Annotated in this window: 15 protein-coding genes; 7 read left to right on the forward strand and 8 right to left on the reverse strand. The window is 72.1% G+C overall.

The features are described from left to right. Positions 1–48 precede the first annotated feature (48 nt). The 3 genes from NFR93_RS10010 to NFR93_RS10020 all read left to right on the forward strand — a co-directional run bounded on the left by NFR93_RS10010 (position 49) and on the right by NFR93_RS10020 (position 3,303). Positions 49–1,170 carry a type III polyketide synthase gene (locus tag NFR93_RS10010; protein WP_251452796.1) on the forward strand — a complete coding sequence of 374 codons (1,122 nt, stop codon included), beginning with the start codon at positions 49–51 and terminating at the stop codon, positions 1,168–1,170. Between the two features lie 176 nt (positions 1,171–1,346). After that, positions 1,347–2,000 (forward strand): methyltransferase domain-containing protein, encoded by a 654-nt coding sequence (locus tag NFR93_RS10015; RefSeq protein WP_251453056.1) that lies wholly within the window; start codon positions 1,347–1,349, stop codon positions 1,998–2,000. Then, the gene (locus NFR93_RS10020; protein WP_251452799.1) at positions 1,993–3,303 is read left to right on the forward strand and encodes an FAD-dependent oxidoreductase; all 1,311 of its coding nucleotides are present in this window, start codon (positions 1,993–1,995) and stop codon (positions 3,301–3,303) included. The genes NFR93_RS10015 and NFR93_RS10020 overlap by 8 nt, the downstream gene beginning before the upstream one ends. A gap of 95 nt (positions 3,304–3,398) precedes the next feature. Here NFR93_RS10020 and NFR93_RS10025 read toward each other — a convergent pair whose 3' ends face one another. From NFR93_RS10025 to NFR93_RS10045, 5 genes are all read right to left on the reverse strand, one after another. Beyond that, positions 3,399–4,244 (reverse strand): UbiA family prenyltransferase, encoded by an 846-nt coding sequence (locus tag NFR93_RS10025; RefSeq protein WP_251452802.1) that lies wholly within the window; start codon positions 4,242–4,244, stop codon positions 3,399–3,401. A gap of 26 nt (positions 4,245–4,270) precedes the next feature. Then, positions 4,271–6,481, reverse strand: coding sequence for an ATP-dependent Clp protease ATP-binding subunit (locus NFR93_RS10030; protein WP_251452818.1), 2,211 nt, complete (start codon positions 6,479–6,481; stop codon positions 4,271–4,273). Between the two features lie 123 nt (positions 6,482–6,604). Continuing rightward, the gene (locus NFR93_RS10035; RefSeq protein ID WP_251452822.1) at positions 6,605–7,624 is read right to left on the reverse strand and encodes a GlxA family transcriptional regulator; all 1,020 of its coding nucleotides are present in this window, start codon (positions 7,622–7,624) and stop codon (positions 6,605–6,607) included. A gap of 447 nt (positions 7,625–8,071) precedes the next feature. Beyond that, complete coding sequence (locus tag NFR93_RS10040) at positions 8,072–9,442, reverse strand: glycosyltransferase family 4 protein (RefSeq protein ID WP_251452825.1); 1,371 nt, start codon at positions 9,440–9,442, stop codon at positions 8,072–8,074. A gap of 5 nt (positions 9,443–9,447) precedes the next feature. After that, the gene (locus NFR93_RS10045) at positions 9,448–10,665 is read right to left on the reverse strand and encodes a glycosyltransferase (RefSeq protein WP_251452828.1); all 1,218 of its coding nucleotides are present in this window, start codon (positions 10,663–10,665) and stop codon (positions 9,448–9,450) included. Positions 10,666–10,816: 151 nt separating this feature from the next. Between NFR93_RS10045 and NFR93_RS10050 the strand changes: the two genes are divergently transcribed. The 3 genes from NFR93_RS10050 to NFR93_RS10060 are packed head-to-tail and all read left to right on the forward strand — an operon-like array spanning position 10,817 to position 12,626. Then, complete coding sequence (locus NFR93_RS10050) at positions 10,817–11,419, forward strand: hypothetical protein (protein WP_251452838.1); 603 nt, start codon at positions 10,817–10,819, stop codon at positions 11,417–11,419. Next, positions 11,416–11,952: a hypothetical protein gene (locus NFR93_RS10055; protein WP_251452839.1), complete on the forward strand. Its 537-nt coding sequence runs from the start codon at positions 11,416–11,418 to the stop codon at positions 11,950–11,952. Before NFR93_RS10050 ends, NFR93_RS10055 begins: the two co-directional genes overlap by 4 nt. Further along, complete coding sequence (locus tag NFR93_RS10060) at positions 11,952–12,626, forward strand: hypothetical protein (protein WP_251452841.1); 675 nt, start codon at positions 11,952–11,954, stop codon at positions 12,624–12,626. The genes NFR93_RS10055 and NFR93_RS10060 overlap by 1 nt, the downstream gene beginning before the upstream one ends. A 24-nt stretch (positions 12,627–12,650) precedes the next feature. Here the strand turns inward: NFR93_RS10060 and NFR93_RS10065 are convergent, their stop codons facing one another. Continuing rightward, positions 12,651–13,379, reverse strand: a complete 729-nt coding sequence (locus NFR93_RS10065; protein WP_251452842.1) for a potassium channel family protein — start codon at positions 13,377–13,379, stop codon at positions 12,651–12,653. An 82-nt stretch (positions 13,380–13,461) separates the two neighbouring features. On the opposite strand from NFR93_RS10065, the gene NFR93_RS10070 reads away from it, so the two are divergent. Next, positions 13,462–14,883, forward strand: a complete 1,422-nt coding sequence (locus tag NFR93_RS10070; RefSeq protein WP_251452844.1) for a DUF2252 domain-containing protein — start codon at positions 13,462–13,464, stop codon at positions 14,881–14,883. Between the two features lie 25 nt (positions 14,884–14,908). Here the strand turns inward: NFR93_RS10070 and NFR93_RS10075 are convergent, their stop codons facing one another. Both NFR93_RS10075 and NFR93_RS10080 read right to left on the reverse strand, forming a co-directional pair. Next, positions 14,909–15,391 carry a heat shock protein transcriptional repressor HspR gene (locus NFR93_RS10075; protein ID WP_251452845.1) on the reverse strand — a complete coding sequence of 161 codons (483 nt, stop codon included), beginning with the start codon at positions 15,389–15,391 and terminating at the stop codon, positions 14,909–14,911. 23 nt (positions 15,392–15,414) lie between these two features. After that, a complete protein-coding gene (locus tag NFR93_RS10080) occupies positions 15,415–16,404 on the reverse strand; it encodes a DnaJ C-terminal domain-containing protein (protein WP_251452853.1) in 990 nt (329 codons plus the stop codon). Position 16,405: the final 1 nt, after the last annotated feature.

Raw genomic sequence — 16,405 nt, forward strand, 5'->3', positions numbered from 1 at the left:
CCCGCAACCGCGACCCGCACGGACCCGGCGGCGTGCTTAGGTGAGTGCATGACCGCGCGCATCCTGTCGATCGGCACCGCCGTTCCCGCCACGATCGTGTCGCAGGAGCGCGTGCGGGACTTCTTCGCCGGGCAGCCGGGCGTCGATCGGCTGACGCAGCGCCTGGTCCACGCGGCGTTCGACGCCGCGGCCATCGACCGCCGCCACACGGTGCTGACCCAGCTCGCCGACCCTGCGGCGACCCCCGCTCCCCTGCGCGACGGGGCAACCGGCCCGTCCTTCGTCGACGGCACAGCCCTGCTCGAGCCCACCACCGGCGCACGTAACGACCTGTACACCGCGCTCGCCCCGGGTCTGACGGCCGAGGCCGCGCGCGCAGCGCTGCGAGACGCGGGCGTCGCGGCATCCGAAGTGACGCATGTCGTCACCGTCTCGTGCACCGGGTTCTTCGCCCCGGGCCCCGACTACCGACTGGTTCGCGACCTCGACCTGCCCCCCACCGTGGAGCGTTACCACCTGGGATTCATCGGCTGCGCCGCGGCGATGCCGGGGCTGCGTCTGGCCGCCCGCCTCACAGACGCGCAGCCCGACGCCGTCGTGCTCGTCGCCTGCACCGAGCTGTGCACGTTGCACGTGTGCGGATCCAGCGACCCGCAGCAGATCGTCGCGTCGTCGGTCTTCGCCGACGGCGCCGCCGCCGCGGTGGTCACCGCGCGCTCCGATCGCCCCGGCCTCGACCTCGAACGGTTCGCCACGGCTGTGACCGGCGAGGGCGAGGAGGACATGGTGTGGACGATCGGCGACCACGGCTTCGAGATGACCCTCTCGGCCGAAGTGCCGCGCATCGTCGGACGGGAGATCCGCGGCGCCGTCGACGCCTTCCTCGCCGCAGAGGACGCGCCCGACGTCTGGGCGGTGCATCCCGGCGGCCGCAGCGTCCTCGACCGCGTCGAGGCGGGACTCGGACTCGACCCGGCGGCGTTGGCGGCCTCGCGCGCCGTGCTGCGCGACTACGGCAACATGTCGAGCGCCACGATCCTGTTCATCCTGCAGGCGATGCTCCACGACGACGCGATCGCGGACGGCAGCCGCATCGCGGGTCTCGCGTTCGGGCCGGGACTGACGGTGGAGTCGGCGCTGATGACGAAGCGCGCGGCGGTCGCGGGGTGAACGGCACCGGCGTCGGCGACCCCCGGCGACCGGGCTCCGGCCCGCGCCCGGCTACCGGCCCGCGCTCGAGCCTCGGTACCCGCCCCGGCATCAGCCCGCGCCCGGGTACCGAGGCACGAGCGGGCACCGGGCGGCGCGCCGGGCTCTCCGCCCGGGACGAGGGCCTGCGCGAGCTCATGGACGACCCGGACTGCGATCCCGAACGGCTGCGCGCCACGCTGGAGCGCTTCGACCTCGTCAACCGCCTCGTCGCAGGGTGGGGCACGGTCTACCGAAGGCGGCTGCGACCGTTCCTCACCGGCCTCGGACGCCCCGCCAGGGTGCTCGACATCGGTGCGGGAGGCGGCGACCTGGTCGCGCGGCTGGCCGGCTGGAGCGCCGCCGACGGCCTCTCGGTGCAGTGGACGGGAGCGGAGCCGGATCCCCGCGCGCTCCAGGTCGCCGCGGCCCGGGATGTCCCGCCGAACGTGGAGTTCGTGCGCGCCGACGCGCGCACGCTCGTCGACGCCGGGGAGCACTTCGACGTCGTCCTGTCGAACCACGTGCTGCACCACCTCACGGACGACGAACTGGCCGACTTCGCCGAGACCACCGCGCTGGCGGCGACCGGTCTCGTGCTGCACGGCGACATCGCCCGCGGCCGGCTCGCGTACGGCCTCTACGCCGTCGGGATCACGCCCTTCGCCCCCGGCACGTTCCTGCGTACGGACGGACTGCGCTCGATCCGGCGAAGCTACCGGCCCGACGAGCTGTCTCGCGCGCTCGGTGCCGGGTGGCGGGTCGAGACTCCGGCGCCGTTCCGTCTTCTGGCCGTGAGATCCCGTGCCTGACGTCATCGTCGTGGGGGCGGGTCCGGTGGGCCTGCTGCTGGCCGGCGAGCTGGCCCGTCGAGGTGTGCACGTCGAGGTGTTCGAGCGCCGGCCCGCCGCCGGTGCCGGGAGTCGCGCGATCGGCATCCATTCGGCCACCCTCGCCGCGCTGGAGGGCGCCGGGCTGACCGACGAACTGCTCGACGGCGCCGTGCGGGTGGATCGAGGGATCGCCCGCGCGCGCGGCCGTACCCTCGGTGTGGTCCGCTTCGACCGGCTCGGCAGCCGCTTCCCGTTCGTCGCGACACGTCCGCAGGCCGACACCGAGCGCATCCTCGCCACTCGTGCCCCCGTCCCGCTCCGCGGAGCGCAGGTCTCGGCACTGCTGCCCCGGCGGGATCGCGTGCGCGTGCGCTACGCGGTCGGCGGGCGACCGGTCGAGACCGAGGCGGCGCTCGTCGTCGTGGCCACGGGCGGCGGCGGGCGCGACCTCGTCTACCGGCCCGGCGCGCTGCGGCGCACGATCTACCCCGATCGGTACGTGATGACGGATGCCGCGGCCACGCCCGACGCCGACCCGACCGTCGCGGTGGTCGACCTCGATCCGTCAGGGGTGCTCGAGTCGTTCCCCCTGCCGGGCGGTCTGCGACGCTTCGTCGCGTGGGACGGGTTCGCCGGAGCGGACGCGGCCGGCGCGAAGACCGGGTGGAATCCGGGCGGCAGCGACGTGGCCGAGGCGGACCGCGGGATGACCGGGGCGGGCGCCGGCACGGCTGAGGCGGACCGCGGGATGCCCGACGCCGGCAGCGGCATGTCCGGCGCGGGCGGATGGGCAGCCGGTGCTGCGACAGAGGGGGGCGGGCCGACGCCGGCCGAGCGGCTGCGGTCGGCCGTCGCCGCGCGGGGGGATGCCGCGGCGGACGGCATCGTGGACGCGACCACGTTCGGGGTGCGCCGCATCGTGGCCCCGCGGATGCGGCGGGGCCGAGTCGCCGTCGTCGGCGACGCCGCGCACGAGGTGAGCCCGATCGGCGGCCAAGGGATGAACCTCGGCCTGCTCGACGCCGTGACGCTCGCCCCCTTGCTGGCGCAGTGGGTCCACAGCGGGGTCGAGCCGACCGCGGCGCTCGATCACTGGGAGTATCGCCGCGTGACGTCGGCGCGCACCGCAGCCGGCATGGCCGCGTTCAACACCCGGCTCGGTCGACCTTTTCCAGGAGCGTCCGCCGGCGCGCGAGAGGCGCTGGTCCGCGCGATGCTCGGCCCCCTGACCGGACCGCTGTTCGCGCGCGCCTACGCGATGGGTTTCGACCGCGACGCCTGATCGCCGTCGGCGCGCTGCCACGCCGGCATCCGCCCGCTCGACCGCCGTCCAGATCACGTGACGTGGCCGGCGCGCTCCCGGGCCAGCCGTCCAGATCACGTGATCCGGGCGGAGGTGAGCACCAGCTGCGTAGCGAGCAGCAGCGCAGCGAGCATCGCCAGACGGAACAGCGCGCGCGAGGGTGGCCGCACGAGCGCGAGCACCAGCGCCGCCGCCGCCACGGCAGCGACGGCGACGAAGAAGACCCAAGCGACGGCGGAGGGTGCGCCCGGATCCGGGCCGACGAGCACCGCGACGGCGCCGGTCATGATCGCGACGACGGCCACCGCAGCCGACACGCGGGCTCCGAGCCGATGGGGCAGACCCCGGATGCCGGTGCGGGCGTCGTCGGCAAGATCCGGCAGCACGTTGGTGAGATGAACCGCGGCGCCCAGCGCCGCCCCTGCGGCGCTCGCCCACAGCGGAGCCATCGCGGGCGACGGGGCCGACAGCGTGGCGAGCGGCGGCAGGAGCCCGAAGCTCACGAGGAACGGCACGACCGACCACACCGTGGCCTTGAGCCCCGCGTTGTAGGCCCAGGCGGACGCCAGCGCGAGGGCGTGCGCGAGAAGCATCCCGACCCCGAGCAGCGCAGACAGCAGCAGCGCGACGCCCGCCGCCGCGCCCGCCGCCACCCAGGCGGAACGGACCGAGGCGTCGCCTCGGGCGAGGGGCTTGTCGGTTCGACCGACAGCCCGGTCCCGGGCCACATCGATCGCGTCGTTCGAGATGCCGACCGACACCTGCCCGGCGAAGACGGCGAGCGCGAGCACGGCCAAACGCCACGGCTCGAGACCCACCGCGATTCCGAGCGTGAACGAGAGTCCCGTCACCACGAGCGTGGGCCCGGGGTGCGTCGACGCCCACAGGGCGCCCGCCACCCGGGCCCAGGTCCTGTTCATCACGCTCGATCGTCGCACACGGCGATTCAGTCCTCTTCGAGGATCGCCTCGATCACCTCGTCGTCGTCCTCGGGCGCGGCCGGCCGTGGGCCGGCGCTGGTGAGCACCAGCTGCGACCCGTCGGCGGCGACGTCGACGGTGACGAGGTCGCCGTCGCGCACACCGCCCGAGAGCAGCCCCATGGCCAGTCGGTCCTGGATCTCGGACTGGATGAGCCGGCGCAGCGGCCGGGCGCCGAAGACCGGGTCGTACCCGCGCTCCGACAGCCACGTGCGCGCATCCGGTGTGACCGCCAGCTCGAGCCGACGGTCGTGCAGTCGGCGCTGCAGGGCGTCGACGGCGAGTTCGACGATCTGCGCGAGGTCATCCTCGGTGAGGGTCTGGAACACCACGATGTCGTCGAGTCGGTTCACGAACTCCGGCTTGAACGCCTGGCGGACGAGCGCCTGGACCTGCTCGCGCTTGACGTCGAACGACAGTGTCGGGTCGATCAGGATCGGCGAGCCGAGATTCGAGGTGAGGATCAGGATCACGTTCTTGAAGTCGACCGTCCGGCCCTGCCCGTCGGTGAGGCGCCCGTCGTCCATGACCTGCAGCAGCACGTCGAAGACCTCGGGGTGGGCCTTCTCGACCTCATCGAGCAGCACGACCGAGTACGGCCGGCGGCGCACCGCCTCGGTCAGCTGTCCGCCCTGCTCGTAGCCGATGTACCCGGGAGGGGCGCCGACGAGGCGCGAGACGGTGTGCTTCTCGCCGTACTCCGACATGTCGATGCGCACCATGGCGTGCTCGTCGTCGAAGAGGAACTCCGCGAGCGCCTTGGCCAGCTCGGTCTTTCCGACGCCCGTGGGGCCGAGGAACAGGAACGAGCCGGTCGGACGGTTCGGGTCACTGATGCCCGCGCGGCTGCGACGGACGGCATCCGCCACCGACTTCACGGCCTGCTTCTGACCGATCAGACGCTTGCCGAGCTCGGCCTCGAGGTGCACGAGCTTCTCGGTCTCGCCCTGCAGCAGGCGCCCGACGGGGATGCCGGTCCATGCGGCGATGACCGCCGCGATGTCCTCATCCGTCACCTGCTCGTTGACCATGCGCTCCTCGGTGCTGTCCTGCTCGGCGCGCTCGGCCTCGTCGATCTCGTGCTGGAGGCGCTTGATCGTCTCGTACTCCAGACGGGATGCGCGCTGGTAGTCGCCTTCGCGCAGCGCCCGATCGCGGTCGGTCACGGCCTGGTCGTACTGCTTCTTCAGGTCGCCGACGCGGTTGAGCCCCGCCCGTTCGCGCTCCCAGCGCGCCTCGAGTGCCTGCAGCTCGGCCTCGGCCGTCTGCATCTGCTCGCGCAGCTTGGTCCGCCGCTCCTTCGACGCGTCGTCCTTCTCCTTCTTCAGCGCGAGCTCTTCGAGCCGCATCCGGTCGACCTGGCGCCGCAGCTGGTCGATCTCGACCGGGCTGGAGTCGATCTCCATCTTCAGACGGCTCATGGATTCGTCGATCAGGTCGATGGCCTTGTCGGGAAGCTGCCGACTGGGGATGTACCGGTTGCTGAGCGCAGCCGCTGCCACGAGCGCGCCGTCGCTGATCGTCACGCCGTGGTGGGCCTCGTACCGTCCCTTGAGCCCGCGCAGGATCGCGACGGTGTCTTCGACACTGGGTTCGCCGACATAGACCTGCTGGAAACGGCGTTCGAGAGCGGCGTCCTTCTCGATGAACTCGCGATACTCGTTGAGCGTCGTCGCACCGATGAGGCGCAGCTCGCCGCGCGCGAGCATGGGCTTGAGCATGTTGGATGCCGCAACCGACCCCTCGCCGCCCCCCGCACCCATGAGCACGTGCAACTCGTCGATGAACGTGATGATGCGGCCGTCGGACTCGGTGATCTCCTTCAGGACGCTCTTGAGGCGCTCCTCGAACTGGCCGCGATACATCGCGCCGGCGACGAGCGCCGAGATGTCCAGGGTGACCAGCTCTTTGTCTTTGAGGGACTCGGCGACGTCGCCCGCCACGATCCGCTGCGCGAGCCCCTCGACGACGGCGGTCTTGCCGACGCCGGGCTCGCCGATCAGCACCGGGTTGTTCTTGGTCCGGCGTGTGAGCACCTGACTGACGCGCCGGATCTCGCCGTCTCGGCCGATGACCGGGTCGAGCTTGCCCTGACGAGCGCGGTCGGTCAGGTTGATCCCGAACTGCTCGAGGGCGCTCTGCGAGTCCTCCTGCCCAGGCTGCTGCGTGGCGTTCATTCTTCTCCCCGTGGTCGTTCGCCCGTTCAAACTTGAGTCGAGCAGGCTCAACTTTACCACCGCTGCGCAGGAGCGACAACAGGGCCCACGGACCCGAGGCCGTGCGGAGCGAGCGCGGGGCCGTCAGGCGACGGGTTCGAGCACCTGGGCCGCCGGAGTCGACGGGGTGGACGCCGCGGCATCCGTCATCTCGACCGTGCAGCAGAACCGGGTGCGGTACGCGGTGGGCGTGATGCCGAGTACGCGGGCGAAGTTCTGGCGCAGGACGGCGGCCGACCCGAAGCCCGCCTCGTAGGCGATGCGATCAAGTCCGAGGTCGGTGGATTCGAGCAGTCGCTGGGCGTGGAGGATCCGCTGGCGTGCGAGCCACGCGGCAGGCGTGGTGCCGAAGTCGGCTTTGAACCGGCGGGCGAACGTGCGGGGCGACATATGCGCCTTCGCCGCGAGCTGGTCGACCGTGAGGTCTTCACGCAGATGGGCGACCATCCAGTCGGTCACCGGTGCGAGCGAGTGGGACGCCGACACCGGCAGGGGGCTGTCGATGAACTGGGCCTGCCCGCCGTCGCGTTGCGGGGCGACCACCATGCGGCGGGCGATGCGATTGGCCGCCTCGGCGCCGAGCTCCTGACGGAGCAGGTGCAGGCACGCGTCGAGTCCGGCCGCCGTGCCGGCGCTGGTGATGATGCGGCCGTCCTGGACGTACAGCACATCGGGATCGACCTCGATCTGCGGGTACATCTGCTGCATCGTCTCGGCGTACATCCAGTGAGTCGTCGCCCGACGGCCGTCCAGCACCCCCGCCGCCGCCACGACGAATGCTCCGCTGCACACCGTCAGCACCCAGGCGCCCCGGTCGACCGCGCGACGCACGACGTCGGCGACCCGCCGGTCGACGCTGGTCCAGCTCGAACGCGGAACGGGCGTGACGACGACCAGGTCCGCCTCGTCGGCGAAGGCGAGGTCGTCGTCGACGTTGATCGAGAACGAGATGTTGCTCGCGACCGCGCCCGGCTCGGGCGTCACGATGCGGAAGTCGAAGTTCTGGATGCCGTCGCTGGAGCGATCGAGGCCGAACGCCTCGCACGCGAGGCCGAACTCGAACGGAGCGAAACCGGGCTGGACGATGACGGCGACGGTCTTCATGGGAGCCTCCTCGCGACTGGCAGGAATCTGCCGAACCGTGACCATCCTGCCACTCGTGGCAGTCGGAGCGCAAGCGTAGCGTTCCTGCCATGTTGACGCTCATCCTCTTCGCCGCCCTCGGCGTCGCCGGCCTCATCGGCGCGCTCGTCACCGTCGCCCGCGACGGCTACCGCCAGACCCCCACCCGCCACCCGTGACGACGCCCGCCCGTCGGGGGATCACAACTCCTGCACCTCTGCCGTCGGCTGAGGGGTGACCGGATCACAACTCCTGCACCTCTGGTCGACGAACCGAGCCGCAGCCCCGGAAAACCGCGGAATCGCGGCACCCCAGGACCTCGAACCGCAGAAAGCTGCAGGAGTTGTGATCCTCAACGCCGGGTCAGCTGCAGGAGTTGTGATCCTCAACGCCGGGTCAGCTGCAGGAGTTGTGATCCTCCACGCCGGGTCAGAGCACGCGGCGGTACACCTCGAGCATCGCCGCGGTCCGCGACGACTGCCGGAACCGCGTGCGCAGCGTCGGGTCGGGGGTCGGCGCGGTCCCCTCCGCCACGCGCGACGCCACGCACCGCAGCGCCGCCGCGAGCGCATCGACCGAGGCGTCTTCGACGCGCCACACCCCCGCGCCGAGCTCCTCGGCGATGTCGGGGTCCGAGACGACCGACGGGGTTCCCAGGGCGCCGGCCTCGAACACCGTCATCCCCTGCGTCTCGAAGCCGATCGAGGTCTGCACCAGCGCGTCGGCGGCGGCGATCCGCCGCAGCGTCTCGGGGTACGGGAGGCGCCCCGCGAACGTCACCGTGGCGGCCGCGCGGTGCCGGCCGAGCAGCCGTCGCGCCGCACCGAGCTGCGCACCGCCGCCGATGACCTCGACGTCTGCCACCACGCCCGAGACAGCCAGCGCCTCGAGGAAGGGCAGCAGCCGCTTCTCGGGACTCATCCGTCCGCTCCAGACCAGGCGCGGCGGGCCGGGCGGTCGCACCTCGGGAGCCGAGGCGAGCGCCGCGTCGAGCAGGTCGTCGTCGATGCCGTTCCACACCACGTCGATCCGGGGCTCGGCCTCGGCAGCCCCTGCAGCAGAGCGGATGCCGCGACCGCCGCGACCGGGCACCACGCCGTGGTCCTCCAGGCGACGCGCGAAGTGGCTCGAGGGCGCGGTGACCGCATCCGAGCGCGCGGCGAAGCCGCGGAGGAAGCCCCACCCGTCGCGCGGACTGCCGGCGCCCCGGCCGGCAACCGCGGCGTCAGCCCCGACACCCGCGGCCGAATCCCCACCGCGCCCGGCACCTGGAGCGCGGCCGCCGTCCACCGGTGCCCCGGCCCCGGCAACCACCCGGCCCGCCGCCAGCGCTCGGCGCTGCCACAGGTTCAGCGCGCGCAGCACCAGCCCCGGCAGAGGCGTCGTCGCCTCGATGCCCACATCGACGCGGTTGTGCATCGTGTGCACCACCGGCAGCCCGCGACGGGCGGCGAAGCGATGCCCGATGAATCCGCCCCAGAAGTCCGCCTGCACGTGCACGAGGTCGACCGGCGGTCGCGAGGCGAGAGCCTCGTCGACCCGGCGGTCGGCGGCGGCACCCGGCCATGTGAAGGAGTACTCCCGGTCGAAAGTGATGGGCACCGACGGCAGGTCCACGTACGCGGGTCCCGCGGCGGCGCGAGCGGGAACGGCCGCGCGTGCCCGCTGCCCGTGCAGTGCGGGCGCCACGATCGTGACGGTGTGCCCGGCGCGCTCGAGGTACCGGCGCTGCAGCCTCATCGACACCTGCGCCCCGCCCAGCGACTCCACGTGCTGGTCGGCGAACATCACGATGTGCACGCGGGCTACTCCGGAACCGGCTCGCCGCGGTAGAGCGCCTCGAAGGTCTCGAGGGTCCGGGTCATGTCGTGCACCTTCACGCCCTCCAGGGAGGCCTCCTGCATCCGACGCCGCTCGTCGGGCGTCTGGCGCAGCACGCGGTTGATCTTCGCGGCGAGGTCGTCCGCGTCACCGGGCCGGAACAGGTAGCCGTTCTCGCCATCGTGGACGAGGTGCGGCAGCGCGACGGCGTCCGCGGCGACGATCGGCAGGCCCGAGGCCATCGCCTCCATGGTCGCGATGGACTGCAGTTCGGCGATCGAGGCGATCACGAACACACTCGCGCGGGTGAGGAAGCCCCTCAGCTCCTCGTCGGTGGTGTGGCCGTGGAAGCGCACCCGGTCGGCGAGTCCGAGCTGACCGGCCAGCTCCTCGAGGTTGCGTCGCTGGTCGCCGTTGCCGACGACATCGAACTGCACGTCGAGCGCCGGGTCGAGCTTGGTGAGTGCCCGCAGGATGACATCGATCTGCTTCTCGGTGGTCAGCCGCCCCACGAACACGAGGCGATGGGCGTCGCGCGGGGTGAGATCGGGGGTGTAGTTCTTGGCCTCGAGTCCGCAGCTGACGGGCATCACACCGCGGATGTCGATCGTGTTCTCGAGGAAGTCGGCGGCCTTGCGCGTCGGGGTCGTGACGGCGCGCGTGAGGGCGAAGGTGCGCTTGGCGTCGTCCCACGCCAGCTTGACGACGAACTTGTCGAGCACCGGCGGGAGCGTGGTGAAGTCGACGACGTTCTCGGCCATCACGTGGTTGGTGGCCACGATCGGGATTCCGCGCTTGTGCGCCTCGCGAGAGAGTCCCCGGCCGATCACGATGTGCGACTGGATGTGCACCACGTCGGGGCGCACGCGGTCGAGGACTCTGCGCGCATAGTGCTTCGACATCCACGGCAGCACGAAGGTGAGCCAGTCGTGCGGCAGCCAGCGCCACGACGGCAGCCGGTGCATCGTCATGGACTCGCCCTCGATCACCTCGGTGAACGTGCCGTGCTCGCGATGGGTGCGACTGGGTGCCATGACGTGCACCTCGTGCCCGCGCGCGACGAGGCCCGCGGCCAGCCGCTCCGCGAAGCGGGCGGCGCCGTTCACATGAGGCAGGAACGTGTCGGCGCCGATCAGCACCGTGAGGGGTCGCTGGCTCACGGCGTCGGCGGCGGATTCGTCGGGCGTCGCGGGTTCAGTCACGGGATGCGGTGGACCTGTCTGTGCGGCGAAGTGCGCGGTTCGATGGTCGTCGGGCACGCGGCATCCACTGTACCCGAGCGCCGCCGCGCGACCGGGAGCCCTCGCCGCACCCTCAGAGGCGCCGTGTCGCCTGCCCACGTACCCTGGAGTCATGCCGAGACTTCAGGCCGATGCCGCCCCCGATCGCTGGGTGCCGGTGACCGATTCGCTGGGCTGGCGCGGGCGTCGGCACCGCAAGGCCGCGATCCGGATGCTGCTCACGCAGGCCGGCCGCGCTGTCGGCCCGACCGGTCAGACTCCCCGGCCCGGCAGCGGCGTCGCCGCGTGGGCGATGAGCCAGGCCGCACCCCTGCTCATGAAGCGGGCCGCCGGACGCGTACTCGCGTGGGTGTGGAAGGCGGACCCGGACCTGCTCGTGGTGATGGCGCAGGTGCAGCGCGCCACGAACGAGCTGCGCGCGGCGCGCGCCATGATGCCGATGGAGTACGACGACACCGAGTCGTTCCGCAACCCCCACCTGGGCGAGGGCGAGAAGCTCGCCATGCCGCTCCCCCGCGACGAGCGCACACCGCCGTTCGCCTCGTACACGTGGGACACCGGAACGCACTTCGTCACCGTCACGGCGGTGTGCTCCGACCGTGAGCGCTTCGGCACCGTCATCGGCGCCGTGGACGACCTGGCCCGCAGCCTGCGGGTGGTCGACGACCTCCCCGTGGGCGAGACGCCCGGGGTGCTGCGGATCGACCCGGCATGAGCGAGACGTCTCCACGCCACGCCGACCGGCGCACGCACGGGCTGCATCGGGTGCTCGTGCGCACGGGATTCACCACCGAGCAGGCCGTCTACGGTGTGCTGCTCGTGGCCGGCCTCATCGTCGTCGCGAGCCTGCACTCCACGTCGTCGCTGCAGGTGCTCGTGACCGTGGTGTTCACCGTGGTCGTGTTCTGGCTCGCGCACGTCTACGCGGGGACCGTCGCCCATCACGGTCTCGACGAGGGCCGCGACACCGGGTTGCGGGCGTCCTTCCGCCAGGCGCTGCGCGCGTCGTGGGGCCTGCTGCTGTCGGCGCTCATCCCCTGCGCGATCCTGCTCCTGGGGACGACCCAGGTCGTGCCCGATCCCGTGGCGGAATGGGCGGCGCTGTGGTCGTGCGTGATCCTCCTCGGAATCCTCGGCTACGTCGCGTTCGCGCGGCGCGGCGCCGCGATGCCGGTCCGCCTCCTGGGGGCGGTCAGCACGGCCGGCTTCGGCGCGTTGATGGCGCTGCTGAAAGCGATCGTGCACTGATGCCGTCACCCCGTTCCCCGCAGGCGCAGCGTCTGCGGCGCAAGCGTCTGCTGTCGTGGGTGCCGACGACCATCGTGGCCCTGCTGTGCATCGGCGTCGTGATCGCGGCGATCGCCGTGGGCGATTCGTGGTGGAGCGAGCCCGAGCCCGAGGCAGCCGTGGATCAGCAGGCCGCCGACGGTGCGTCGCTGTTCACGCAGGCGGGTGTCGACTTCCTCACCCGTCAGGGCGAGCTGCGCGTCAAGCTGCGCGACGACGCCCTGTCGGCCGGCGAGCTCGGCCTCGAGCCCGACGGCGAGCGCACGATCGAGCCGCTCGTGCCGGTACGCGCGATCGTCCTCGGCGAAGAGGGCACCTTCAGCATCGAGCTCGTCGACGCGTTCACCCTCATCACCGAGGACGACGAGCTGGTGGCCCTCCGGACCGGGCCCGCCGGTCCCCGGACGTGGGGTACCGCGATGGGTTCGGTCCGCTCCGTCGCGCCGTCGTGGGGCTGGACCACCGAGCATCTCGAGCAGCTCGACGAAGATCTCACGGCGGCCTCGCGCGGCAGCGACGCCTACAGCGCCGAGCTTCCGCTGGTCACGACCAACGGCGCCCGGGTGGGCGCGCGCATCGACGTCGACACGCGCGCCTCCTCGGTCACGGTGACCTACACGTTCCGCACTCTCTGAGCGCGGGCACGGCGCCGGTACGGCTCACGGAGCCGGATCGGCCGGGCCCTCGCCCAGACGCGCGGTGAGCTCGGCGACCTGCCGCGACAGGTCTCGCACCTGACCGCGCGTCGCCGCCTGGGTCTCATCTCCGGAGGCCTTGACGGCGACCTTCTCGATGACCCACGACGACAGCGTGGCCGTGACGACGCCGAGCACGGCGACGCCTCCGCACATGAGAAGCACCGCCACGATGCGCCCGCCCGCGGTCACCGGGTAGAAGTCGCCGTAGCCGACGGTCGTGATCGTGACGAACGCCCACCACACGGCATCCCCGAAATCGACGATGTTCGCCCCGTCCGCGCGGCGCTCGGCGTCGAGCACCGCCAGAGCAGCGATCCAGATGAGCACCAGCGCGGCGCCGGCACCGTAGATGGTCAGGCTGCTGCGCAGCCGTGCACCCACCGTCCGCTGCAGCGCGCCGATCACCGTCAGCGCCTTCAGCAGCCGCAGGGGTCGCATCGCCGGGATCACGACGACCGCCAGGTCGAACAGGTGCCTCCGGAACCAGACACCTCGGGGTCGGGCCAGCGAGAGGCGCACGACGTAGTCGACGGCGAAGAAGACCCACGTGGCCACCATCACCGCGCGCACCCAGACGAACGGGGACCCATCGAGGTCGGCGATCACCTGCCAGGAGTACGCCACGACGAACAGCACCGACGCGATGATCAGCGGCCACGACGTGACCTTCTCCCACCGCTCGAGCGTCATGATCGAAGGCCCGGCGAGGACGATGTGGTGCGCACGCTCAGAGGGTAGCGCTCCACCCCGCCCGCAGTGCCACACTGAGCGCATGAACGCTCCCTCGCTCCGGCCGCTCGCGGCGGCATGGGAGGCCCCGGTCGGCATCCGGCAGCAGCGCGACGAGGGGCGCGCGGTGCGCCGCGACATCCCCCGCGAATCCCTTTCGGCCATGCCGGAAGGACCGCGCGACCCGATGGGGATCCTCGACGCGCAGGACGCGGGGCGCGTTCCCGAGCTGGTGCCGATCCGCACCGCGCGCATGGCCGAGAGCCCCTTCGCGTTCTACCGCGGCACGGCCGCGCTCATGGCCGCCGATCTGGCGCGCACCGCGCACACCGGCATCCTCGTCGGATCGTGCGGCGACGCCCACGTGTCGAACTTCGGGCTGTACGCCTCGCCGCAGCGGACGCTCGTGTTCGACCTCAACGACTTCGACGAAGCGGCGTGGGCGCCGTGGGAGTGGGACCTCAAGCGCCTCGTGACCAGCGTCGTCGTCGCCGGGCAGTCGACGTCGCGCGACGAGAGGGTGATCCGGGACGCCGCCCTCGACGCCGTGCGCACCTACGCGCGGTCGCTCGGGGCGGGCGTACGCCGGAGCCCGCTCGACCGGTACTACGACCGCTTCGACGCGGATGCCGCCGGCCGGGCGGTGGATCGCCGCACGCGGGCTGCGCTGAGGGAGGCGGTCCGCGCGGCCGACAAGCGGACGGCGGCGCGGGCGGTGCGCCGTCTGACGGAGTGCGACGACACGGGGCGGCGCGTGTTCGTCGAGCAGCCGCCGACGATGACGCATGTCGACCCGGCGATCGAACGGCGCGTGCTCGAGGTGCTCGAGGTGTACCTGCAGTCCGCGAACATCGACATCCGCGCGCTGCTGCAGAAGTACCAGCTCGCCGACATCGTGCGTCGGGTGGTGGGCGTCGGCAGCGTCGGCACGCGCTGCTACCTCATCGCGATGCAGGACGGCGACGACAACGCCCTGCTCCTGCAGGCGAAGGAGGCGGGCCCCAGTGTGCTCATCCAGTACGGCGAGGTCGAGCAGCCCGAGTCGGTCACCCGGTACATCGAGCGCTTCGGCGACGGCGGGCGCGTGGTGGCGATGCAGCGCATCCTGCAGGCCGTGTCGGATCCCTTCCTCGGCCACCTGACCGGCACGCCCGCCGAGGGCGGGCCGGACCGCTCCTTCTATGTGCGGCAGTTCCACGACAAGAAGGGCGGATTCGAGGTCGACGCGCTCGAGGACGGGCCGTTCCACTGGTACGCCGACGCGTGCGCGGCCACCCTGGCCCGCGCGCACGGGCAGTCCCCGCACGCGGGGCGCGTGTCGGGCTACCTCGGCGGCGGCCGGGTCGCCGACGAGGCGCTGGTCGAGTGGGCCTTCGCGTACGCGGCACAGTCCCGCGAGGACTGGCTGCGCTTCCGCGCCCACCGCGGCGTCGACGGCGACCCCGGCGGCGGATCCCACGACTGACGGATGCCGGTGCTCGCCGCTCTGGTCAGGAGGGGCGACCCTCGCCGGGCGCCGAGTCGTCGCCGCCGTCGGGGCTGAGCGCATGACGGGGTCGCCACACGACGATCTCGGTCGCGCGGCGCACGCGTGTTCCGTGACGGAGCGTCACCACCGACCCGGTCGCGCCGGCGGCGAACACCCGGGCGCCCGGCCGGGACTGCCGCTCGATCGCCAGCTGCTGCTCGAGGTCGCGCACCCGCCGCGACAGGTCGTGCACCCGCTGTTCGAGGGTGACCAGCCGCGCGATCGCGGGCAGGCTCATCCCGTCGGACGACAGGCGGGCCACCTCGCGGAGCTGCTCGACGTGGCGCAGCGAGTACCGGCGCGACCCGCCTTGCGTGCGTTCGGGAACCACGAGCCCGAGCCGGTCGTACTGGCGCAGGGTCTGCGGGTGCATCCCCGACAGCTCGGCGGCTGCGGCGATCGCGAAGATCGGCGCGTCCTCGTCGATGTCGCCTCGCTCGGTCACGTCTGCTCACCTGCCTCGTTCGTCTAGCCGCGCGCCTTCGCCATGAGGTCTGCGCGGGGATTCTCCTTGGGCTCCAGCTCGTGGTACCGCTCGAGCGCCTCGCGTGCGGCATCGTCGAGGTGCGCCGGCACGGCGACCTGCACTTCGGCCAGCAGATCGCCGGTCGCCTTGCTGGTCTGGATGCCGCGGCCCTTGACGCGCAGGACCCGACCCGAGGGCGTGCCGGGGGCCACGCGCAGCTTCACCGGGTCGCCCCCGAGCGTCGGGACCTCGATGGTCGCGCCGAGCGCCGCCTCGGTGAACGTCACCGGCACGGCGACACGCAGGTTCACCCCGTCGCGCGTGAAGACGGGATGCGGACGCACCGCCACCTGCACGACGATGTCGCCGGCCTCACCGCCGTCCGGAGACGGACGGCCGCGGCCTCGCAGGCGGATCTTCTGCCCGTCGGCGACCCCGGCGGGGATCTTCACCTTGAAGGGCTTGCCCTCTTCGCCCTGCAGGGTGATGGTCTCGCCCTTCGCCGCCGTGGTGAAGTCCAGGGTCGTCCTCGCGGTGACGTCGGCTCCTCGGGAAGGGCCGCCGTATCCGCGGAAGCCGCCGGTGGGCTGCCCGAAGCGTCCCGAGCCGAAGCCGCCGCCGGGCTGCTGGTTGAACATCGAGAAGATGTCCTCGAAGTCCTGCGCCTGGTACCGGCCCCCGCGACCCTGCTGGAAGGCGCTGAAGACGTCCTCGAACCCGCCGGCGCTCTGACCGCCCGCCGTGAAGCGGGCGCCGGAGCCCATGGCACGGATCTGGTCGTACTCCTGCCGCTGCTCGGCGTCGCTGAGCACCGAGTACGCCTCGCTGACCTCCTTGAACTTCGCCTCGGCGGCCGTGTCGCCGGCGTTGGAGTCCGGGTGGTACTTGCGGGCGAGCTTGCGATAGGTCTTCTTCAGATCGGCGTCGGTGACATCCTTCGACACCCCGAGGATCTTGTAGAAGTCCTTATCGAACCAGTCCTGACTGGCCATC

The sequence above is a fragment of the Microbacterium sp. Marseille-Q6648 genome (assembly GCF_943181415.1).
Classification (GTDB): domain Bacteria; phylum Actinomycetota; class Actinomycetes; order Actinomycetales; family Microbacteriaceae; genus Microbacterium.